This is a genomic window from Delftia sp. BGA-UO-ETr-SB1 (assembly GCF_059567865.1).
The window spans coordinates 107,353-127,648 of the sequence record NZ_JCAQOW010000005.1 but is presented as its reverse complement, the minus strand read 5'-3'; the positions used below and the strand labels follow the sequence as shown (position 1 = coordinate 127,648).

General features: G+C 68.8%; 19 protein-coding genes. 14 read left to right on the top strand and 5 right to left on the bottom strand.

Features of this window, described 5'->3' with window-relative positions; all coding sequences use genetic code 11:
- Window positions 1-21: 21 nt before the first annotated feature.
- Genes cydD through cydX form a run of 5 tightly spaced genes read left to right on the top strand, consistent with a single transcriptional unit; the run spans window position 22 to window position 6,315 of the window.
- Window positions 22-1,659 carry a thiol reductant ABC exporter subunit CydD gene (gene cydD / locus AC57B5_RS10745; protein WP_496400103.1) on the top strand — a complete coding sequence of 546 codons (1,638 nt, stop codon included), beginning with the start codon at window positions 22-24 and terminating at the stop codon, window positions 1,657-1,659.
- On the top strand, window positions 1,656-3,341 hold the full coding sequence (locus tag AC57B5_RS10740) for an amino acid ABC transporter ATP-binding/permease protein (RefSeq protein WP_496399491.1): 1,686 nt from the start codon (window positions 1,656-1,658) through the stop codon (window positions 3,339-3,341). Before cydD ends, AC57B5_RS10740 begins: the two co-directional genes overlap by 4 nt.
- 42 nt (window positions 3,342-3,383) lie before the next feature.
- Window positions 3,384-4,970, top strand: a complete 1,587-nt coding sequence (locus AC57B5_RS10735; RefSeq protein WP_496399490.1) for a cytochrome ubiquinol oxidase subunit I — start codon at window positions 3,384-3,386, stop codon at window positions 4,968-4,970.
- An 18-nt stretch (window positions 4,971-4,988) separates the two neighbouring features.
- Window positions 4,989-6,140 carry a cytochrome d ubiquinol oxidase subunit II gene (gene cydB, locus AC57B5_RS10730; RefSeq protein ID WP_496399489.1) on the top strand — a complete coding sequence of 384 codons (1,152 nt, stop codon included), beginning with the start codon at window positions 4,989-4,991 and terminating at the stop codon, window positions 6,138-6,140.
- A 49-nt stretch (window positions 6,141-6,189) separates the two neighbouring features.
- The gene (gene cydX / locus AC57B5_RS10725; protein ID WP_012204319.1) at window positions 6,190-6,315 is read left to right on the top strand and encodes a cytochrome bd-I oxidase subunit CydX; all 126 of its coding nucleotides are present in this window, start codon (window positions 6,190-6,192) and stop codon (window positions 6,313-6,315) included.
- A 199-nt stretch (window positions 6,316-6,514) separates the two neighbouring features.
- On the opposite strand, the gene AC57B5_RS10720 is transcribed toward cydX, so the two are convergent.
- A complete protein-coding gene (locus tag AC57B5_RS10720; protein WP_496399488.1) occupies window positions 6,515-7,111 on the bottom strand; it encodes a GbsR/MarR family transcriptional regulator in 597 nt (198 codons plus the stop codon).
- 168 nt (window positions 7,112-7,279) lie between these two features.
- On the opposite strand from AC57B5_RS10720, the gene AC57B5_RS10715 reads away from it, so the two are divergent.
- Window positions 7,280-8,437: an acyltransferase family protein gene (locus AC57B5_RS10715; RefSeq protein WP_496399487.1), complete on the top strand. Its 1,158-nt coding sequence runs from the start codon at window positions 7,280-7,282 to the stop codon at window positions 8,435-8,437.
- Between the two features lie 73 nt (window positions 8,438-8,510).
- Here AC57B5_RS10715 and rnk read toward each other — a convergent pair whose 3' ends face one another.
- Entirely contained in the window at window positions 8,511-8,915 is a 405-nt protein-coding gene (rnk, locus tag AC57B5_RS10710; RefSeq protein ID WP_013803451.1) for a nucleoside diphosphate kinase regulator, read from the bottom strand.
- A 294-nt stretch (window positions 8,916-9,209) separates the two neighbouring features.
- On the opposite strand from rnk, the gene AC57B5_RS10705 reads away from it, so the two are divergent.
- Entirely contained in the window at window positions 9,210-10,352 is a 1,143-nt protein-coding gene (locus AC57B5_RS10705) for a PA0069 family radical SAM protein (protein ID WP_496399486.1), read from the top strand.
- Window positions 10,353-10,389: 37 nt separating this feature from the next.
- On the opposite strand, the gene AC57B5_RS10700 is transcribed toward AC57B5_RS10705, so the two are convergent.
- Complete coding sequence (locus AC57B5_RS10700) at window positions 10,390-11,256, bottom strand: LysR family transcriptional regulator (protein WP_496400102.1); 867 nt, start codon at window positions 11,254-11,256, stop codon at window positions 10,390-10,392.
- Window positions 11,257-11,362: 106 nt separating this feature from the next.
- Between AC57B5_RS10700 and AC57B5_RS10695 the strand changes: the two genes are divergently transcribed.
- On the top strand, window positions 11,363-12,487 hold the full coding sequence (locus AC57B5_RS10695; RefSeq protein WP_496399485.1) for a mandelate racemase/muconate lactonizing enzyme family protein: 1,125 nt from the start codon (window positions 11,363-11,365) through the stop codon (window positions 12,485-12,487).
- Between the two features lie 35 nt (window positions 12,488-12,522).
- On the top strand, window positions 12,523-13,497 hold the full coding sequence (locus AC57B5_RS10690) for a Bug family tripartite tricarboxylate transporter substrate binding protein (RefSeq protein WP_496399484.1): 975 nt from the start codon (window positions 12,523-12,525) through the stop codon (window positions 13,495-13,497).
- A 30-nt stretch (window positions 13,498-13,527) separates the two neighbouring features.
- Here the strand turns inward: AC57B5_RS10690 and AC57B5_RS10685 are convergent, their stop codons facing one another.
- The gene (locus AC57B5_RS10685) at window positions 13,528-14,379 is read right to left on the bottom strand and encodes a LysR substrate-binding domain-containing protein (RefSeq protein ID WP_043823861.1); all 852 of its coding nucleotides are present in this window, start codon (window positions 14,377-14,379) and stop codon (window positions 13,528-13,530) included.
- A gap of 181 nt (window positions 14,380-14,560) precedes the next feature.
- Here AC57B5_RS10685 and phnD point away from each other — a divergent pair, with 181 nt between their 5' ends.
- The 5 genes from phnD to phnX are packed head-to-tail and all read left to right on the top strand — an operon-like array spanning window position 14,561 to window position 19,216.
- Complete coding sequence (phnD, locus tag AC57B5_RS10680; RefSeq protein ID WP_013803445.1) at window positions 14,561-15,448, top strand: phosphonate ABC transporter substrate-binding protein; 888 nt, start codon at window positions 14,561-14,563, stop codon at window positions 15,446-15,448.
- The gene (gene phnC / locus AC57B5_RS10675; protein WP_496399483.1) at window positions 15,445-16,335 is read left to right on the top strand and encodes a phosphonate ABC transporter ATP-binding protein; all 891 of its coding nucleotides are present in this window, start codon (window positions 15,445-15,447) and stop codon (window positions 16,333-16,335) included. Before phnD ends, phnC begins: the two co-directional genes overlap by 4 nt.
- Window positions 16,335-17,180, top strand: coding sequence for a phosphonate ABC transporter, permease protein PhnE (phnE, locus tag AC57B5_RS10670; protein WP_013803443.1), 846 nt, complete (start codon window positions 16,335-16,337; stop codon window positions 17,178-17,180). The genes phnC and phnE overlap by 1 nt, the downstream gene beginning before the upstream one ends.
- Before the next feature lie 47 nt (window positions 17,181-17,227).
- Window positions 17,228-18,316, top strand: coding sequence for an iron-containing alcohol dehydrogenase PsrA (psrA, locus tag AC57B5_RS10665; protein ID WP_496399482.1), 1,089 nt, complete (start codon window positions 17,228-17,230; stop codon window positions 18,314-18,316).
- 54 nt (window positions 18,317-18,370) lie between these two features.
- On the top strand, window positions 18,371-19,216 hold the full coding sequence (gene phnX, locus AC57B5_RS10660) for a phosphonoacetaldehyde hydrolase (RefSeq protein WP_496399481.1): 846 nt from the start codon (window positions 18,371-18,373) through the stop codon (window positions 19,214-19,216).
- Window positions 19,217-19,361: 145 nt separating this feature from the next.
- On the opposite strand, the gene fghA is transcribed toward phnX, so the two are convergent.
- Window positions 19,362-20,234, bottom strand: coding sequence for an S-formylglutathione hydrolase (gene fghA, locus AC57B5_RS10655; protein ID WP_063326762.1), 873 nt, complete (start codon window positions 20,232-20,234; stop codon window positions 19,362-19,364).
- Window positions 20,235-20,296 lie beyond the last annotated feature (62 nt).

The window sequence follows — 20,296 nt, the reverse complement described above, 5'->3', positions numbered from 1 at the left end:
CACCAGCTGGCGCGTCGTCCGATGGCGGGTACGGGGCGCCTGGTGCTGGCCTCGCTGCTGTGGCTGCCCCAGGCGCTGCTGCTGGCGCTGGTCGTGCAGTCCATGGCCGATGGCGCGGGCGCGGGCGTGGAGCCACTGTGGCAGCTTGCGGCAGGCGTGGCACTGCTGGGCGGATTGCGCGCCTGGTGCGATGCCAGCGGCACACGCCGCGCCAACCTGCAGGCGCGCAGCCTGGTGAGTGCGCTGCGCGCGCAGGTGCTGCGCACGCTGGCGGGCACCTCGCCGCTGGACCGCCAGCGCGCGGCCTCGGGCCAGGCGGCCAGCGCCATGGCCGAGCAAGCCGAGGCCATCGTGCCCTGGCTGTCGCGCTACCAGACCGCCATGTGGCGCGTGCGCACCGTGCCGCTGGTGATTGCGCTGGCCGTGGCCAGCCAGAGCTGGGTGGTGGCGCTGATCCTGGTGGTGGCCGCACCGCTGATCCCGCTGTTCATGGCCATCGTCGGCTGGCGCGCCAAGGCGGCCAGCCAGGCGCAGATGCTGGAGCTGGGCGGCATGAACGCCTTCCTGCTCGACCGGCTGCGCGGCCTGTCCACCCTGCGCGCCCTGGGCGCGGTGGATGCCACGGCGCAGCGGCTGCGCGCCAATGCCGAATCCCTGCGCGAACGCAGCATGCGCGTGCTGCGCATCGCCTTTCTGTCCTCTGCGGTGCTGGAGCTGTTCTCGGCCCTGGGCGTGGCCATGGTGGCCGTCTACGTGGGCTTTCACCTGCTGGGCCATCTGCCCTTTGGCAGCTGGGGCCAGACACTGAGCCTGGGCCAGGCGCTGTTCGTGCTGCTGCTGGCGCCCAGCTTCTTCGATCCCCTGCGTGAGCTGTCTGCCGTCTGGCACGACCGTGCCAGCGGCGAGGCTGCGCTGCAGGCCCTGGGCGAGCTGGGCCGCGATGCGCAGCCGCTGCCCGGCGCGCTGAGTGCGCCCGGCAGGGCGGCCGGCCAAGCCTGCGCCCTGCACCTGGAGCAGGTGCGGCCCCAGGCGCCAGGCGGCGCGGTCACGCTGCCGGCGCTCACGGTGGACGTGCGGCCTGGCGAGCATGTGGCGCTGTGGAGCCCCAGCGGCAGCGGCAAGTCGCTGCTGCTGGCGCAGATTGCCGGCCTGCTGCCTGTGGCCGAGCCTGGGCGCATCCATATCGATGGCCAGCTGCTCGACGGCGAATCGGCCGGCCGGCTGCGCGCGCGCATGGCCTGGATGGGGCAGAGCCCGCATGTGTTCGCCGGCTCGGTGGCCGAAAACCTCCGGCTGGGCCGCCCGGGATTCACCTTCGGCGAACTGCGCCAGGCCCTGCGGCTGGCCGGGTTGGGCAAGCTGGCCGAGACCCGGCCCGGCGCCACGCTGGGTGAGGGCGGAGCCGGCCTGTCGGGCGGCGAAATCGTGCGCCTGGCACTGGCGCGCCTGGCCTTGTCGCGCGATGCAGGCCTGCTGCTGGTCGATGAACCCACGGCCCACCTGGACCCGGCCACGGCCGCCCAGGTCACCGATGCCCTGCTGCAGCTGGCACGCGGGCGCACGCTGATCGTCGCCACCCACGATGCCGAACTGGCCGCCGCCATGCACCGCGTGGTGGAGCTGGCGGGCCATGCCGCCCCGCAGGAGCTGGCCGCATGAAGCCCCGCTCCACCCTCTGGCCCGTGCTTGCCGCCCTGGCGCGCATGGCGCCCCGGCGCCTGTGGCTGGGTGGCGCGCTGCTGGCCCTGCTCACGGTGCTCATGGGCATGGCGCTGCTGGGCCTGTCGGGCTGGTTCATCACGGCCACGGCGCTGGCCGGGCTGGTGCCGGCCACGGCCATCGTCTTCGACGTCTTCATGCCCTCGGCCGGCATCCGCCTGCTGGCCCTGGGCCGCACGGGCACGCGCTATGCCGAACGGCTGGTCACCCATGACGCCACCCTGGCCGTGCTGGCCGCCCTGCGCGAGCGGCTGCTGCGCAGCTGGGCCACGCCCGCCGCCGCCCTGAGCCTGCGCCTGCGGCCCGCGCGCCTGCTGCAGCGGCTGACGGCCGACGTGGATGCGCTGGACAGCCTGTACCTGCGCCTGTTCGTGCCCTTGCTGGCCGCCACGGGTGCCACGCTGATGGCCGCCCTGGCACTGGGCCTGATGCGCTGGTGGCTGGGCATGGCCTTGGCTGCGTGGCTGCTGGCCACGGGCCTGGGCAGCGCCCTGTGGCTGGCCCGCAGTGCGCGCCGGCCCGCCGTGCGCCGCGCGCTGGCGCTGGAGTCCCTGCGTGCCCGCACGGCCGACCTGGTGGCCGGGCAGGCAGAGCTGGCCATGGCCGGCACCCTGGCCGCGCATTGCGAACGCATTGCCGCCCTGGACGCCCGCGTGGCCGAGGCCGACGCCGAGCTCCACGGCCTGGAGGCCCGAACCTCCTTCGTGCAGGGCCTGTGCGGCGCCCTGGCCCTGGCCGGTGTGCTGCTGGGCGTGGGCTGGCTGGCCGAGGCCGGCCTGCTGGGCGCCCCCGTGGCCGCGCTGGCCCTGTTGCTGGCGCTGACGGCCATGGAGCCCTTTGCTGCGTTGCGCCGTGGCGCGCTGGAGGCCGGCCGCAGCTGGCTGGCCGCGCGCCGGCTGGCGCCCGCCCTGCGCGATGGCGCTGCGCAAGGCGCCTGCGAACCGGCTGCGCCCAGGCAAGGCTTGGCGGTTGAGCTGGAGCAGGTCGTGGCACCCCGTGCCGCCGTGCTGGCCCAGGACATCCGTATCGCCGAAGGCGAGCGTGTCGCCCTGCTGGGCGCCAGCGGCGCGGGCAAGACCACGCTGCTGTCCCTGATGGCCGGCGAGCTCCAGCCGCTGGCCGGCGCCGTGCGTGCCCGGCGCTGCACCTGGATGACGCAGCGCACCGAACTGTTCGAGGACAGCCTGTGCGACAACCTTTTGCTGGCTTGCCCCGAGGCCGCCGAGGACACGCTGTGGGCGGCGCTGGAAATCGCCGGGCTGGCCGGCGATGTGCGCGCCATGGCGCAGGGCCTGGACACGCGGCTGGGCGAGGGCGGGCTGGGCCTGTCCGGCGGCCAGGCACGGCGCCTGGCGCTGGCGCGGCTGCTGCTGAGCCCCGCGCGCTGCTGGCTGCTGGACGAAGTGACCGAGGGCCTGGATGCACGCACGGCCGCCGACCTGCTGGTGCGGCTGGACAGTGCAGCCCAGGGCCGCACCCTGGTGCTGGCCACCCACAAGCTGCGGGAGGCGCAACTGGCCGACCGGCTGCTGTGGGTGGAGCAGGGCCGCGTGGTGTCCGAGGCGCTGCGCGGCACACCGCCGTTCGAGGCGGCCCTGGCGCGCCTGCGGCAGGACGGCTGATCAAGGATTTCACCAAGTACCCCCGAGAGAAAGGATCTCACCATGGACCTCGACATCGTCGATCTATCGCGGCTGCAGTTCGCGGTAACGGCGCTCTACCACTTCCTGTTCGTGCCGCTGACCATCGGCCTGGCCGTGATCATCGCCATCATGGAGACCGTCTACGTGATGACGGGCCGCACCATCTGGCGCGACATGACGAAGTTCTGGGGCACGTTGTTCGGCATCAACTTCGCCATGGGCGTGGCCACGGGCATCGTGATGGAGTTCCAGTTCGGCATGAACTGGAGCTACTACAGCCACTACGTGGGCGACATCTTCGGCGCGCCGCTGGCCATCGAGGGGCTGATGGCCTTCTTCCTCGAAGCCACCTTCGTGGGCCTGTTCTTCTTCGGCTGGGACCGCCTGAGCAAGGTCGGCCACCTGGTGACCACCTGGTGCGTGGCCCTGGGCTCGAACTTCTCGGCGCTGTGGATCCTGATCGCCAACGGCTGGATGCAGAACCCCGTGGGCGCGGCGTTCAACCCGCAGACCATGCGCATGGAGGTCACCGACTTCTTCGCGGTGCTGACCAACCCCGTGGCCCAGGCCAAGTTCGTGCACACGGTCTCGGCCGGCTACGTGACGGCAGCCATCTTCGTGCTGGGCGTCTCGGCCTGGTATCTGCTCAAGGGCCGGCACATCCAGCTGGCGCGCCGCTCCATGACGGTGGCCACCTCGTTCGGCCTGGCCGCCGCGCTGTCGGTGGTGGTGCTGGGCGATGAAAGCGGCTACCTGTCGTCGGAGCACCAGAAGATGAAGCTGGCCGCCATCGAGGCCATGTGGGACACCGAGCCCGCACCGGCCGCCTTCACGGCCTTCGGCTTCCCCGACAAGGCCGCACGCGAGACGCACTACGCCGTGCACATTCCCTGGGTCATGGGCCTGATCGGCACGCGCTCGCTGACCACCGAGATCCCTGGCATCAACGACCTGGTCCAGCGCACCGAGCAGTACATCCGCAACGGCATCGAGGCCTATGGCGCGCTGGAGGCCATCCGCGCCGCCGGCCCCACGGGCCAGGTGCCGGCCGAGGCCAAGGCCGTCTTCGAGGACAAGGGCGGGCAACTGGGCTACGCGCTGCTGCTCAAGCGCTACGTGGACGACCCGCACCAGGCCACGGACGCGCAGATCGCCCAGGCCGCCTGGGACACCGTGCCGGCCGTGGGGCCGCTGTTCTTGGCCTTCCGCATCATGGTGGGGCTGGGCATGTTCTTCATCGCGCTCACGGCCGCGTTCTTCTGGCTGTCGGTGCGGCGCAAGCTGGACGCCCATCCGTGGATGCTCAAGCTGGCTGTGATCGCCATTCCCCTGCCCTGGATTGCGGCCGAGTGCGGCTGGATCGTGGCCGAGGTGGGCCGCCAGCCCTGGATCATCGAAGGCGTGCTGCCCACGGCGCTGGCCGTGTCCAACCTGGGCGCGGGCACGCTGCTGCTGACGATTGCAGGCTTCATCGCCATCTACTCCGTGCTCTTCGTCATCGAGATGAAGCTCATGGTGAAGGCCATCCGCAAGGGACCGCAGGAGGAAAGCGCACCGCACCTGACCACCTACTTCCCTCTGATGCAAAAACTCGCCCGCGGGCAATGACCAAGGGAGATTGTCACCATGATTCTTCACGAACTGATCAGCTACGACATCCTGCGCCTGCTGTGGTGGGGCCTGCTGGGCGTGCTGCTCATCGCCTTTGCCGTCACCGATGGCTTTGACCTGGGCGCTGCCGCGCTGCTGCCGCTGGCGGCCAGGACCGATGTGGAGCGCCGCGTCGTCATCAACTCTCTGGGCCCGGTCTGGGAAGGCAACCAGGTCTGGCTCATCCTGGGCGGCGGCGCCATCTTTGCGGCCTGGCCGCAGCTGTACGCGGTCTCGTTCTCGGGCTTTTACCTGGCCATGTTCGCGGCCCTGGTGGCGCTGATCCTGCGGCCCGTGGCCTTCAAGTTCCGCAGCAAGCGCGAGGAGCCGGCCTGGCGCGCGCGCTGGGATGCCGTGCTGTGCATGGCCGGCGTGGTGCCCGCGCTGATCTTCGGCGTGGCACTGGGCAATGTGCTGCAGGGCGTGCCCTTCCGCCTGGCGCCCGACATGCGCATCTACTACGAGGGCACGTTCTTCGGCCTGCTCAACCCGTTTGCGCTGCTCGCCGGCCTGGTCTCGCTGTGCATGCTGCTCATGCATGGTGCGTCCTGGCTGGTGTTCAAGACCGAGGGCGATGTGGCCGCGCGCGCGCGCCGCTTCGGCATGGTGGCTGCCGTCGCCACCACGGTGCTGTTCGCGGCGGCCGGCGTGTGGCTGGCCGCGCTCAATGGCTACCGCATCACCAGCGAGATCAACACCACCGGACCGTCCAATCCGCTGTTCAAGACGGCTGCGCTGCAGGCGGGCGCCTGGTTTGCCAACTACCAGGCCCGGCCCGTGCTCTGGGCCGTGCCGGCCATCGGCCTGCTGATGCCGCTGCTGGCGGCGCTGGGCCTGTGGCTGCGCCGCGAGTGGCTGGCCCTGCTGTCCAGCGGCCTGGGCATCGCCGGCATCATCGCCAGCGTGGGGGCGTCCATGTTCCCGTTCATCCTGCCCTCGTCGCTGAACCCGCAGCACAGCCTCACGGTCTGGGACTCTTCGTCCAGCCATGTGACGCTGTTCATCATGCTGGTGTGCGCGCTGATCTTCGTGCCCCTCATCGTGGCCTACACCAGCTGGGTCTACAGCGTGCTGCGCGGCAAGGTCGACCCGATGTCCATCATCGAGGGCCGTGGCCACTCGTACTGATCCACCGAATCAAGAAACGACAGTCAACGTCAAGAAAGGACACAACACCATGTGGTACTTCGCCTGGTTGCTCGGCCTGCCGCTGGCGGCCGCCTTCGCGGTGCTCAACGCGATGTGGTACGAACTGATGGACGACGAGGCCACGCGCCGCGAACTCCTGGCCCGGGAGAAATAAAGCTCCCCCTGAGGCGCTTCGCGCCTTCCCCCTCTCTCTTCGGGAGGGGGACGACACCCTCGCTGCGGGGGCGGCCCTTGCTCGGTGTCCCTCGCTTTGGGCTACGCCAGTTTTTGCACGCGCTTACCGCTAATGAAGCATTGCTGTAAACACAATGAGCTCCCTCGGGAGCTCATTTTTGTACGCAGGCTTGCCAGGTTCAATCGTCGGTGTCGTTCGCCTTGGCGCGGCCCTTGCCGCCCGTGATGCGGTCCTTCAGATCCAGCAGCCGCGTCACGGCCGTGCCCATGCCCATGAGCTGCATGGCGGTCTCGGGCGACAGGCGCTGCACGTCGTCGAACCAGTTCATGAGCCGGTCGATCAGCTCGTACATGTCGCGCATGCGCTGCTGGGCGTAGCGTTCCTCTTCGGTGGTGACTTCCTCCAGCATGGCGGCGCGCAGCATGGACTGGGTGGGCTCGATCTCGCGGCGGCGGCGTTCCTCGGCCAGGCGGCGGAAGATTTCCCAGACATCCTGCGGCGCCTCGAAATACTCGCGCCGGTCGCCGGGCTGGTGGCGCAGCTGCACCAGGCGCCAGGCCTGCAATTCCTTGAGCCCCATGCTCACGTTGGAGCGCGAGAACTCCAGCGTCTCGGCGATCTGGTCGGCATTGAGCGGCTCGGGCGAAAGAAACAGCAGAGCGTAGATCTGGCCTACCGTGCGGTTGATGCCCCAGCGGCTGCCCATCTCGCCGAAGTGCGAGACGAACTGCCGGTTCAACGCCGGAAGAGGTTTGGATTGCGTCATGGCATGCATTGTGCCTTCGCGTGCCGGCATGTCCTGGGCGGCTTGGAAAGCGGTGCGTCAGCTTTCTGCAAGACGCGGTCAAAAGGCGCACAATGGCGCCTTTGCGGGCTTGCGGCCAGGCGGCCCGGGCCCAGCGCCTCCCGCTTACCGACCCGTTCGCAGATTGCAGATTGCCCCATGTCCCACGCTAGCCGCAGTGCGCTGATCGACTGCACCAAGGGCCTGGCCTGTGCCGCCATCGTCTGGCACCACCTGGCCTTCTACGGCCCCATGTCCGATATCGCCCATCCGGCCGCGCCGGACCTCATCGACTGGCTCTATGAATATGCGCGCATGGCCGTGCAGATCTTCCTGGTGCTGGGCGGCTACCTGGCGGCAGCCAGCATGGCGCCGCAAGGCCACGGCCAGCACAGCGATCCGTGGTCGCGCATCGGGCGCCGCTTCGTGCGTCTGGTCGTGCCCTATGCGGTGGCGCTGGTCGTGGCCATCGTGGTCTCGGCCGCCGTGCGGCCCTGGTTCGACCATGCCTCGGTGTCGGGCGAGCCCGATCTCTGGCAACTGGTGGCGCATGCGCTGCTGCTGCAGAACATCGTGGGCGAGGAGTCGCTGTCTGCGGGCGTCTGGTATGTGTCCATCGACTTCCAGCTTTTTGCGCTGACGGCGCTGCTGCTGGCCGGCACGCGCTGGGGCGGTGCCTTGCTGCGCCGCCGCTTTGGCGGCGACGCCCTGTCACGCTGCTGGCCCTGGACGCTGAGCGTGGCGCAGGCGCTGGTGGTGATCGGCGTGGCGGCCTCGCTGCTGGGCTTCAATCTGGATGCGCAATGGGATGTGTGGGCGCCGTACTTCTTTGGCGCCTACGGCCTGGGCATGCTGGCCTACTGGGCCGCGCATGCGGACAAGTCCTCGACGGCCTGGAGCTGGTCCCTGCTGATCGTGGCCCTGGTCGTGGCGGCGCTGGCACTGGAGTGGCGCGACCGCATCGCGCTGGCCGGTGCCACGGCGCTGGCCCTGGTCGCGGCCATGCGCAGCCCCGCGTTTGCCCAGGCACAAGGCTGGGCGCCGCTGCGCCGGCTGGGCAAGATTTCGTACTCGGTGTTTCTCGTGCACTTCTCGGTCTGCCTGCTGGTCAATGCCGTGGAAAGCCATTTCTGGCCACATTCCATTCCCGCCGCCCTGCTGGGCATGTGCACGGCCTTCGTGCTGTCGATTGCGGCCGGCCATCTGCTGTACGAGCGCGTGGAGCGCCACGTTCCCAGCTGGCACATGGCGCTGCGCTGGCAGGCGGGCCTGGTGGGCACCGGCCTGATCGCGGCGTTTCTGGCAGGCCTGCGCTGAGGCGCCGTGCGTCAGTCCACAAACAACAAAGGCAGCCGGTTGGCTGCCTTTTTCGCTTCACGCCGGTCGGCGTTCAACGGTGCAGCTCGCCTGCGCTTTCCGGCTGGAACTCGATGGCATCCACGCGCACGGTGACCTGGCCCGAGGGACCGGCCATGCGCGACTGGTCGCCCACGCTCAGGCCCAGCAGGGCAATGCCCACGGGCGCGAAGACCGACACCTTGTCGGAGCTGCCATCCATCTCCTTGGGATAGACCAGGGTCAGCGTATTGGACTTGCCCGACTCCAGCAGCGTGAAGCGCACGGTGGAGTTCATGGTCACCACATTGGGCGGCATTTCCTTGGGTTCGAGCACGTCGGCGCGGTCCAGCTCGGCCTCGAGCGCGTCGCGGCCGGGGAAGGCGGGTTGCTTGTCCAGCAGGGCCTCGATGCGCTCCAGGTCCAGGGACGAAAGAATGATGTGGGGCTTGCGCTCCATGGTGTTGGCTCCCTTGTGTGCTTGCGCCGTGGCTGCAGTGAAGGGCAGCGGCGCCCAAACGGACAAAAGCCCGGGCAACGCGGTTGTCCGGGCCAAGGCATCTTCAGAAAAGAGAAAAGCACCAAGTTGGTGCGATAGGCCCATTGTGCAGGCCCGTGTGGGTTCTGCCAAGCGAACCCGCACGGTGCGGTGCGGATTGGCGTGGGCACTTGCCAAGCCGGCAAAACCCACTTCGCAACTGCAGGCATGCGGGGAGTGCTTGTTGGTATGACTGTATTTTTATACAGTTGCCCCATGCTGCCCAGTCCTCCCACGCCTCATCACGACACGGCCCGGGTGCCCCTGCACGCCATCAAGGGCCGGGGCGCAGCCAGCCAACTGGCCCACCGCTTCACCACCGACCCGCGCGAGGCCTTTGACGACGGCTGGGGCAGCCTTGAGGCGCCTGCCGAAGGCGAGGAAGCCGCGACCCTGCGCACCGAACTGCGCTGGGAGCAGGCCCGCTCGGCGCTGAGCCGCCACCAGTCGCCCGACCTGCCGTTTCACATGGGGCTCAATCCCTACCGGGGCTGCGAGCATGGCTGCATCTATTGCTATGCCCGGCCCACGCACAGCTACCTGGGCTGGTCGCCAGGGCTGGACTTCGAGACCCGGCTCATCGCCAAGCAGAACCTGCCCGAGCTGCTGCGCGCCGAGCTGTCGCGCGCCAGCCATGTGGCCGCGCCCGTGATGCTGGGCTCGGTCACCGACTGCTACCAGCCCATAGAGCGCGAGCTGGGGCTGACGCGCCGCCTGATCGAAGTGCTGGCCGAGGCGCGCCACCCGTTTTCCATCGTCACCAAGGGCAGCGGGGTGGAGCGTGACCTGGACCTGCTGGCCCCGCTGGCGCGCCAGGGCCTGGCCTCGGTGCACATCACGCTGACCACGCTGGATGCCGATCTGGCACGCCACCTGGAGCCGCGCGCCGCCGCGCCGCACCGCCGGCTGCGCAGCATCCGCGCGCTGACCGAGGCGGGCGTGCCCGTGGGCGTGAGCCTGGCACCGCAGATTCCCTTCATCAACGAAGACCTGGAGAAGGTGCTGGAGGCGGCCGCCGACGCAGGCGCGCGCCACGCCTTCTATGCCGTGCTGCGCCTGCCCTGGGAAGTGGCGCCGCTGTTCGAGCAATGGCTGCAGGTGCACTACCCCGACCGCGCCCGCCGCGTGATGGAGCGCGTGCGCGACCTGCACGGCATCCAGGGCGAGCAGCGCGAGGCCGGCCGCGTGTACAACGCCGAGTTCGGCCAGCGCATGAAAGGTACCGGCCACTGGGCCGAGCTGCTGCGCCAGCGCTTCGCCCTGGCCTGCCGTCGGTACGGGTTCAACCGCGAGCCGCTGCGGCTCGATTGCAGCCTCTACCACCCGTCGCTTTTGCTGCCGCAGCGCAGCTTGTTCTGAGAGCCTGCGTGCCAGGCACAGGTCAGGGCATGGTCCGCTAGCGGGAATCGATCAGCTCGGACAAGGCGGCTGCCAGCGGGGAGCGCACCGAAGAGCGCAGCCACACCATGCCCACTTCGCGGGACGGGCTCGGAGGGGGCAGCGGCCATCGGCGCGTTCTGGCATCCGGCGGTCCCAGCACGGGCCAGTCCGGCAGGATGGAGACACCGAAGCCTTCCGCAACCAGCTGTGCGATCTGCTCGATGCCGTCCAGCTCGAAGCGCACTTTCGGCTTGATGCCGTGGCCCCGCAGGTATTCATCCGCCATTTTTCCTGCCACCACCTTGCGGTCGTACTGGATGAAGGGCTCGCGTGCGGCCGTGAGCAGCGGATCGCGCACCTTCATGTCCCGGGGCGCGAGAAGAATCAGCGCCTCGCTGCGCATCAGCCGCCATTCGCAGGTCTTGGGCATGGCGAAGGCCGGGTGCACAATGATGGCCGCATCCAGATGGCCGGCCTGCACCTGGTCCAGCAGCAGTGAGGAGGTGCCGGGTTCGATGTAGACGCGCACGGCCGGATGGGCGCTCATCCACCGGCGCAGCAGCGGGGGCACCAGGCCCATCAGCGCCGTGGGCGTTGCCCCCAGCCTCAATGGGCCTGCGGGAAGCTCGGTGGCCGATGCGGCCGACCTCAGGTTCTCCACGGATTTGAGCACCTCCCGCGCATGCTCCACGATCCGGGCGCCAACGACGGTGGGCCGTACCGTCCGGCCCACCCGCGTGAGCAGTGCGCAGCCCACGTCGGCCTCCAGCGCACGCATCTGCTGGGCCACGGTGGTGGGCGGCAGGTCCAGCCTGCGCGCGGCGTCGGCCATCGAGCCGCAGTCCACGACGGCAATGAAGCTCTGGAGAAAGCGCGAATCCATGCGACGCATTTTGCGTCATCTGAACCATGGGACACCATCTTTGTTGCGGATCTCCTGAAGCGCAAAGTTCGCTCGTTCCCGCTTCCAAACCATGTCAGGAGAGCTCATGCCCCTCATCGAATCCATTGAAGTCTGCGTTGCCCGCGTACCGCTGGACAAGGTCACCTATCTGTCGAACCGCACCGTGGTCGACCGCCACTACGGGCTGGTCAAGGTCCGCAGCAGCGACGGCGTCGAAGGCATCGGCTTTTGCTATGTCGGCAATGCGGCGGGCGAGCTGTTCCGCGTCGCGGTCGAGCAGCTGCTCGGTCCTGTGCTGCTGGGCCGCGAGTCCCTGGCCGTCGAAGGGCTGTGGAAGGAGATGTACCAGGAGGCGCTGCTGCAAGGCCGCATGGGCACCGTGATGCGCGCACTCAGCGCTCTCGACATTGCGCTGTGGGACCTCAATGCCCGCACCGCCCAGTTGCCTTTGCACAAGTACCTGGGCGCGGTGGAGCTGGACACGGTGCCGGCCTATGCCAGCGGCGGCTACTACGTGGACGGCAAGACCGCCGGCCATGTCGGCGAGGAGATGGCCGGCTATGTCGAGCTGGGTTTCAAGGCGGTCAAGATGAAGACCGGCCGCTGGTCGCCCCAGGGCGAGGAGTCGCGCGTGAAGGCGGCGCGCGAAGCCATCGGCCCGGACGTTGAGCTCATGCTGGACTGCAACAACGGCTGGGTGGACACCGTGCAGGCCATGCAGTACCTGCGCCGCATGGAGGCATACGACCCCTATTTCATCGAGGAGCCGTTCAGCCCCGACGATGTCGAAAGCCACGCCCGCCTGGCAAAGCTCACCCGCATTCCCGTGGCCACCGCGGAAATCGGCTATGGCCGCTGGTACCACAAGCATCTGCTCGACATGGGCGCTGCATCCATCCTGCAGACCGACGCCGCAGTCTGCGGAGGCATCACCGAGTGGAAGCGCATTGCCGCCATGGCGGCGGGCTATGGGCTGCAGATGTGTCCGCACTGGTTCCACGATGTGCACGCGCCGCTGGTGGCCGCGACCCCCAATGCGCGCTATGTCGAGTTCTTCTGGGATGACCAGGTGCTGAACTTCCGCCGCCTGCTGGACCGCCAGCTGGCGCAGCAAAAGGGCCGTGTCGTGCTGCACCAGACGCCGGGGCTCGGCTTCAATTTCGACGAGGCGCAGGTGTCCCGGTTCGGCCGCTGGACCTCGGTGGCGTAAGACCGCCGCCAGCCCATCATCCAAGGAGACAAGCCATGCAACGCAGACAGTTCCTGACCTCGGCCGCCGCAGCCACCGCCCTGCATGCCCATCCGGGCTTTGCACAGGCCAGGCCGCCAGCGGGCCCGGTCAAAATCCTCGTCGGCTTCTCGGCAGGCGGCGGCACGGACATCCTGGCGCGGATCGTCGCCAACCGGCTCAACCAGCTGTGGGCCATTCCCGTCATCGTCGAGAACCGGCCAGGCGCGGCGGGGCTGATTGCCGCTGCCGAGGCCGCCAGGGCCGCGCCCGATGGGCAGACGCTCATGATGGGCCACATCAATGCGCTGGGCATTGCCCCTGCGCTCAACCCCAGGCTCGGCTTCTCGCCGGAGCGGGACTTCTCCGCCATCGCCCTGGTGGGCCAGACCCCGCAGGTCCTGGTTGCCAGCCCCAAGGCTTCCGCCACCATGCAGGGCCTGCTGGCCGCATTGAAGCAAAAGCCGGGGGAGGTCAGCTTCGGTTCCTCGGGCACGGGCTCGGCCCAGCACCTTGCGCTGGCGCTGTTCGAGCAGACTGCGGCGGTGTCCGCGCTCCATATCCCGTACAAGGGCGCGTCGAACGTGATGACGGATCTGCTGGGCGGCCAGATCGACTACGCGTTCGAGGGAATGACCACGGCGGCGCCCTTCATCAAGGGCGGAAAAGTCCATGCCGTGGCTCAGACGGGTGTGAAGCGCGCCAAGGCCTTCGCGGAGATTCCCACCGTGGCGGAGCAGGGCTATTCCGGGTTCAACGCGAGCATCTGGTTCGGCCTGGTGGGCCCCGCAAGAATGCCCGCCGATCTGGTGGCCCGCATCAATGCGGACGTCAACCGCATCCTGGCCATGCCCGATGTGGTGGCCAAGCTCGAAGAGTTCGGCGCAGAGGATGGAGGGGGGACGCCGCAGCGCTTTGACGCCTTCATGCGCGATGAACGGGCGAAGTGGGCCCGGCTGATTCAGGCGCGCGGAATCAGGGTGGAGGGCTGAGGCGGGTGCCGAGGTGGCCCGGCGCGGCCCTCAAATCGCCTCCAGAAAAGACCTCACCAGCAGGCTGTCGCTGCGCTCGCGCATGCAATAGACATAGGTGGTGGTGCTGGCCGGGTCGCCCGCGATGCGCAGCGGGCGAAAGCGCGGGTCGGGGATGAATTCGGCTTCGGACACGGCGCCCAGTCCCAGGCCGCGCGCCACGGCTTCGCGTATGGCTTCGCGGCTGCCGATCTCCAGTTCGGTGCGCGGCTGCACTCCGGCGGCCTGCAGCACCGATTCCAGCGCGGTGCGCGTGGTCGAGCCGTGCTCGCGCAGCAGCAAAGGCTGGCCCTGCAGTTCGGACAGCGCGATTTCGCTGCGCCGCGCGAAGGGATGGGCCACATGGGCGAACAGCACGATGGCGTGGCGCGCGTACTCGCGTGCCAGCAGCTCCGGGCGGTCGTAGAGGCCGGCGAGCACGGCCACGTCGGTGTCGTAGCGTTCCAGGTCGGCCAGCACCTGCTGCGAGTTGCCCATGCGGATGGACAGCTGCATGCCCGGGTGCCGTGCGCGGTAGGCGGCCACCATTTCGATCACATGGAAGGGCCCCACGGCGCCGATCTTGAGCTCGCCCTGGTGCAACTGCCCCGAGTCGCGCAGGAAGAACTCGGCCTCGGCCTCCAGCGCCATGATTTTCTGCGCCATGGGCAGCAGTCTGGCGCCTGCGCCCGTGAGCGTCATGCGGTAGCCGCGGCGGTGGAACAGCTCGATCTGGCTTTGGCGCTCCAGCGTGGCGATCTGGGTGGAGATGGTGGGCTGGCTCACGCCCAGTGCGCGGGCGGCGGCGCTGAGGCTGCCGTGGTGGGCGACGGCGATGAAGGCGCGGTAGCGGGCGTTGCTCACGAAAGTCGGTATCTCAAGGTTTTGTCTATGGATGCTGTCAAAACCGATTCTGAAACTTTCACATGGCAGAAATATGTCGCTCCTAGCATTCAGCCATCCCCACCCGCCTGGCGATTTGGCCGGCGATTCACGGATCCACCGATCTGCCGATGTGCCTGACCTGATGCAAAGGAACGCTCCCATGAAGATGAACCGCAAGACCTGGCTGCGCCATGCCGGCGCCGTGCTGGCCCTGGCCGCCACCGCCGCCACCGCTACCACTGCCGCCTTTGCCCAGAGCGCCGAGCTGCGCGTGGGCCTGATCCCCTCGGAGGACGCGCAGGCCATGATCCGCGCCAGCCAGCAGGTCATGGACCAGCTGGCCACCCGCACCGGCATGAAGGTGCGGCCCTTCGTGGCCAATGACTACAACGGCGTGATCGAGGCGCTGCGCTCCAACAAGATCGACATCGCCTTCCTCGGCCCGTTCTCGTACGTGCTGGCCAGCCAGGTGGCGGGCGCCGAGGCCTTTGCCGTGGCCGTGACCAAGAAGACGGGCAAGAGCGCGTACCACAGCATGGTGATCTCCCGCAAGGACAAGGGCCCGGCCAGCGTGGCCGATCTCAAGGGCCGCAGCTTTGCCTTTGTGGACCCGACCTCGGCGTCGGGCCACCTGTTTCCCAAGGCCGGGTTGATGGCCGAGGGATTCGATGCGGACAAGGGCTTTTCGCGCGTGATCTTCTCGGGCTCGCACGACGCCAGCATCATGGCCGTGGCCAACGGCAAGGTGGATGCGGCGGCCGTGGCCGACCGCATCTTCGACTCGGCCGTGAGCAAGGGCCTGGTCAAGCGCGAGGACTTCCAGATCGTCTGGCGCTCCCAGCCCATTCCCGAGTCGCCCATGACCTGGCGCAAGAACCTGGACGCCGGCACCAAGCAGAAGGTGGCTGCGGCCCTGGCCGAGGTCAAGGACCTGCCCTGGGGCGACCAGGGCGTGCTCGACGGCTTCGCGGCCACGGATGACAAGGCCTACGACGTGGTACGCCAGACGGCCAAGGCGCTCAAGCTCGACCTCGGGAGCATGAAATGATCCGCATCCGCCAATTGCGCAAGAGCTATGGCAGCAACCATGTGCTGCATGGCATCGACCTGGATGTGCAGCCCGGCGAGTTTGTCGTCATGCTGGGCCTGTCGGGGGCCGGCAAGTCCACGCTGCTGCGCTGCATGAACGGCCTGGCCCGCGCCGACAGCGGCACGCTGGAGGTGGGCGGCATGGACCTGATGCTGGGCGGCGGCAGGCACAGCCGGCGCGAGCTGGCTCGCCATGTGGCCATGGTCTTCCAGCACCACAACCTGGTGCCGCGCCTGTCGGTGCGCAAGAACGTGCTGACCGGGCGCCTGGGCCAGACCGGCACCCTGGCCTCGGTGCTGCAGCTGTTCCGCGAAAGCGATATCCGCCTGGCCGACCAGTGCCTGGAGCGCGTGGGCCTGGCCCACAAGGCGCTGGAACGCACCGAGGCGCTGTCGGGCGGACAGATGCAGCGCGTGGGCATTGCCCGCGCGCTGGCCCAGCAGCCCCAGGTCATCCTGGCCGACGAGCCCGTGGCCAGCCTGGACCCCAAGACCGCGCGCAGCGTGCTGCAGTACCTGCGCGATGCCACGCGCGAGCTGGGCATTGCCGTGGTCTGCAACCTGCACCAGGTGGACTACGCGCGGGAGTTCGGCGACCGTGTGCTGGGCCTGGCCCAGGGCCGCATGGTCTATGACGGATCGCCGCAGGCGCTGGACGAGGCCGCGCTGCAGGCCATCTACCATGCGCAGCCCACTGCAGGGCAAGGCGCAGGGCAAGGAGCACGGCAGGGCGCAGAGCCGGACACACCTCCGGGCACGGCGGCCATAGGGCCTGCCGGCCTGCATGCGCAGGCGCCGGTGCCTGCCTCGTGGATGCGGGCCAGCGTGCCCGCAGGAGGACTGTGATGACCAGCGCCAATTCCTGGAGCCCCGAGCCGCGCGACCGCTGGCAATGGACCGCGCCGCGCCCCCACGGCGCCCTGGGCTGGACAGGCTATGCGGCTGCGGCCCTGGCCATCGCCTGGGTGCTGCACTGGAGCGCGGGCGGCGCGCAGATGAGCTGGGGCGAACTGGCGGCAGGCATGCCCCAGATCGCGGATTTCGTGGCGCGCTCCGTGCCGCCGGACTGGAGCATGCTGCCGCGCCTGATGGCGCCCGCGCTGGAGACGGTGCAGATCGCCATCTGGGGCACGCTGCTTTCCGTGGTGCTTGCGCTGCCGCTGTCCTTCATCGCCGCCAGCAACCTGCATGGCTGGCACTGGCTGCGGCGCATCACGCGGCAGTTCCTGAACGTGGTGCGCAGCATCAACGAGCTGATCCTGGCGCTGGTCTTTGTCTCGGCCGTGGGCCTGGGGCCGTTTCCCGGCGTGCTGGCCTTGGCCCTGCATGGCATGGGCATGCTGGGCAAGTTCTTCGCCGAGAGCATCGAAGAGATCGACGACGGCCCGCTGCAGGCCCTGCGCAGCGCAGGCGCCACGCAATTGCAGCTCATCGTCTTCGGCGTGATACCGCAGGCCATCACGGCCTGGATCGCGGTCGTGCTCTACCGCTTCGAGGTCAACCTGCGCTCGGCCACGGTGCTGGGCATGGTGGGCGCGGGCGGGCTGGGGTTCGAGCTGGTCGGCAGCCTCAAGCTGTTCCGCTACCAGGAGACGGCCACCTGCATCGTGGTCATCACCGTGATGGTGATCGCCGCCGATCTCGTCTCCCACTGGCTGCGCCGCCGCATCCAGCAAGGCACCCGCCATTGAGGGCTGCGCTTTACCCGGCGCCCCCGTTTCATTCAAAGGACCGATTTGTGTGGACCTATCACAACCCCGTTGCCATCCATGCCGGCCCCGGCCGCCTGGACCGCCTGCCCGAGCTGCTGGCCGGGCGCGACTGCCTGCTGGTGACGTTTCCCGAGGCCGAATCCCTGGGCCTGGTGCAGCAGCTGCGCCAACGGCTGGGCAGCCAGCTGCGCGGCGTGGTGGACGGCATTGCGCCCAACCCCGATGTGCAGTGGCTGGCCCCGCTGTATGACCGCGTTCATCGCGAATACGCCGAGGTCCCGTGCATCGTGGCCCTGGGCGGCGGCAGCGCCATCGACTCGGCCAAGGCGCTGATGTGCGCCACGCCCACGCGGCGTTTCGGCGAACTGCTGCAGGCCCTGGAGCAGGGGCTGGCCCTGCCGGCCGCAGGCCACAAGGCGCTGATCGCCATTCCCACCACGGCCGGCACGGGCAGCGAGGTCACGCCCTGGGCCACGATCTGGGACCAGGCCGCTGGCCGCAAGCACTCGCTGCACCAGCACTGGACCTGGCCCGAGGCCGCCATCATCGACGCGCAGCTCATGCAAAGCCTGCCGGCCGGCGCCACGCTGGCATCGGGGCTGGATGCGCTGTCGCATGCGCTGGAGTCCATCTGGAACCGGCACCGCAATCCCGTCTCCACCACCTTGGCCGTGGGCGCCGCGCGCCGCACCCTGGCCACGCTGCCCGCGCTGATGCAAGACCTGGGCAGCCTGCCGCTGCGAAGCCGCATGGCCGAGGCTGCCCTGATGGCCGGCCTGGCCTTCTCCAACACCCGCACGGCGCTGGCGCATTCGCTGTCCTACGACATCACGCTGCGCCATGGCGTGGCCCACGGCATTGCCTGCTCGTTCAGCCTGCCGCTGGTGCTGGAGATAGCCCTGGGCGCAGACGACGAGGCCGACGCGGCCCTGCTGTCCATCTTCGATGCCGCCACGGGCGAGCTGGCCGTGCAGCGCCTGCGCAACTTCCTCGAAGGCCTGGGCGTGACCACCGATCCCGCCCACTACGGCGTGCCTGGGGATGAGTGGCAGCAGCTGCTGCAGTCGGCCGCATCCGGCCCGCGCGGGCGCAATTTCATCCGCACGCTGGAATGAACAGGCGCGTACAGCCCTCTTCTGTTTGAACCTCTTTCCTAGTCAAAAAGCACCATGAACCACACCACCGTCTCCACCGCCGCCGCCGATCTGTCGCCGCTGCAGGCCGTCATCTTCGACTGGGCCGGCACCCTGGTCGATTTCGGCTCGCTGGCGCCCACGCAGATCTTTGTCGAGGCCTTTGCCAGCTTCGGCATCACCATCACCCTGGCCCAGGCACGCGGCCCCATGGGCCTGTCCAAGTGGCAGCACATCCACGAGCTGCTGCAGGACGAGGGCATCCGCGCGCAATGGCACAAGGCCTTCGGCCAGCCGCCCGTCGACGCCGACGTGGACGCCATCTACGCCCGCTTCATGCCCATGCAGATCGCCAAGGTCGGTGAGTTTTCGGCACCCATCGAAGGCGCCCCCGAGCTGCTGGGCTGGCTGCGCGCGCAGGGCCTGAAGGTGGGCTCGTGCTCGGGCTATCCGCGTGAAGTCTTGAATCAGTTGCTGCCGCAGGCCGCCGCCAACGGCCTGGCTCCCGACCATGTGGTGGCCGGCGATGAAATGGCCGCAGGCGGCCGCCCCGGCCCCTTCATGGCGCTGGCCAATGTGCTGGCGCTGGGCATCGGCGACGTGCGCGCCTGCGTGAAGGTGGACGACACCGTGCCCGGCATCGAGGAAGGCCGCAACGCCGGCATGTGGACCGTGGCCCTGACCCTGTCCGGCAACGAAGTCGGCTACTCCCCCGCCGAACTGGCCGCCGCCCCCGCCGAAGAAGTGCGCGAACGCATGGCCCGCGCCGAGGCCAAGCTGCGCGCAGCCGGCGCCCACCACGTGATCGCCAGCGTGAAGGACCTGCCGCAGGTACTGGAGCGTATTGCGCAGGACATGCGCGCGGGGCGCATGCCTGGGTGAGACGCGCCCGTTCTATGGTCTTGTGCCCAATCTTGGAAACTGGCGCGACCAAAAAACAGGGACGCCGAGCAAGAGCCGCCTCGCGGCGATGGCGTCGTCCCCCTCCCTTGCGAAGCAAGTAGAGAGGGGGAAGGCGCGTAGCGCCTCAGGGGGTGTTCAGTTGTTCTGCATGATGGCGCAGATGGTCATCAATGAAGCTCTGGATGAAGTAGTAGCCGTGGTCGTAGCCCCCGTGGCGGCGCAGCGTCAGCGGCTGGCCGGCCTGGGCGCAGGCGGCCTCGAAGGCTTCGGGCAGCAGCTGCTTTTCGATCAGGAACTTGTCGGCCAGGCCCTGGTCCACGAGGATGCCGGCCGGGTAGGGCGCCTGGGTCTGCGCGGCCATCAGGCAGCTGGCGTCATGCGCTTCCCAGGCCTTGCGGTCATCGCCCAGGTAGCCTGAGAAGGCTTTCTGGCCCCAGGGGCAGTTGACGGGGTTGGCGATGGGCGCGAAGGCCGACAGGCTCTTGAAGCGGCCCGGATGGCGCAGCGCCAGCGTGAGCGCGCCGTGGCCGCCCATGGAGTGGCCGAAGATGCCCAGCCGCTGCGCGTCGATGGGCAGGCGTGCGGCGATCAGCGGCAGCAGCTCGCCCAGCAGATAGCTTTCCATGCGCCAATGCAGTGCCCAGGGCTTGGTGGTGGCGTCCAGGTAGAAGCCCGCGCCCACGCCGAAGTCCCAGGCATCGGCCTCGCCGGGCAGGCCTGCGCCGCGCGGGCTGGTGTCGGGCGCGATCAGCGCAATGCCCAGCTCGGCTGCCAGGCGCTGGGCGCCGGCCTTGGTCATGAAGGTCTCTTCGGTGCAGGTCAGCCCGGCCAGGTAGAGCACGGCGGGCACCTTCTCGCCGGCCACGGCCTTGGGCGGCAGGAAGACCGAGAACTTCATGTTCAGGCCGATCTCGGCGGAGAAATGCTCGTAGAAACGCTGTGCGCCGCCGAAGCAGGCATGGGCGTTCTTGAGTTCCAGGGGCGGCAGTGCGGACATGGTGTTCCTCAAAAAGAAAAATGCTACGGGCACCTTGGCAAGCGGTGCGTGCAGCATTCAAA

Excerpts from the sequence above, each read along its gene's own strand:
- cydB (WP_496399489.1), top strand. The coding sequence starts at position 4,989 with ATGATTCTTCACGAACTGATCAGCTACGACATCCTGCGCCTGCTGTGG.
- AC57B5_RS10695 (WP_496399485.1), top strand. The coding sequence starts at position 11,363 with ATGCCCCTCATCGAATCCATTGAAGTCTGCGTTGCCCGCGTACCGCTG.
- rnk (WP_013803451.1), bottom strand. The coding sequence starts at position 8,915 with ATGGAGCGCAAGCCCCACATCATTCTTTCGTCCCTGGACCTGGAGCGC.
- AC57B5_RS10740 (WP_496399491.1), top strand. The coding sequence starts at position 1,656 with ATGAAGCCCCGCTCCACCCTCTGGCCCGTGCTTGCCGCCCTGGCGCGC.
- phnD (WP_013803445.1), top strand. The coding sequence starts at position 14,561 with ATGAAGATGAACCGCAAGACCTGGCTGCGCCATGCCGGCGCCGTGCTG.
- AC57B5_RS10735 (WP_496399490.1), top strand. The coding sequence starts at position 3,384 with ATGGACCTCGACATCGTCGATCTATCGCGGCTGCAGTTCGCGGTAACG.
- AC57B5_RS10705 (WP_496399486.1), top strand. The coding sequence starts at position 9,210 with ATGCTGCCCAGTCCTCCCACGCCTCATCACGACACGGCCCGGGTGCCC.
- fghA (WP_063326762.1), bottom strand. The coding sequence starts at position 20,234 with ATGTCCGCACTGCCGCCCCTGGAACTCAAGAACGCCCATGCCTGCTTC.
- phnX (WP_496399481.1), top strand. The coding sequence starts at position 18,371 with ATGAACCACACCACCGTCTCCACCGCCGCCGCCGATCTGTCGCCGCTG.
- AC57B5_RS10690 (WP_496399484.1), top strand. The coding sequence starts at position 12,523 with ATGCAACGCAGACAGTTCCTGACCTCGGCCGCCGCAGCCACCGCCCTG.
- AC57B5_RS10700 (WP_496400102.1), bottom strand. The coding sequence starts at position 11,256 with ATGGATTCGCGCTTTCTCCAGAGCTTCATTGCCGTCGTGGACTGCGGC.
- cydD (WP_496400103.1), top strand. The coding sequence starts at position 22 with ATGGCGGGTACGGGGCGCCTGGTGCTGGCCTCGCTGCTGTGGCTGCCC.
- AC57B5_RS10720 (WP_496399488.1), bottom strand. The coding sequence starts at position 7,111 with ATGCATGCCATGACGCAATCCAAACCTCTTCCGGCGTTGAACCGGCAG.
- phnC (WP_496399483.1), top strand. The coding sequence starts at position 15,445 with ATGATCCGCATCCGCCAATTGCGCAAGAGCTATGGCAGCAACCATGTG.
- cydX (WP_012204319.1), top strand. The coding sequence starts at position 6,190 with ATGTGGTACTTCGCCTGGTTGCTCGGCCTGCCGCTGGCGGCCGCCTTC.
- AC57B5_RS10715 (WP_496399487.1), top strand. The coding sequence starts at position 7,280 with ATGTCCCACGCTAGCCGCAGTGCGCTGATCGACTGCACCAAGGGCCTG.
- phnE (WP_013803443.1), top strand. The coding sequence starts at position 16,335 with ATGACCAGCGCCAATTCCTGGAGCCCCGAGCCGCGCGACCGCTGGCAA.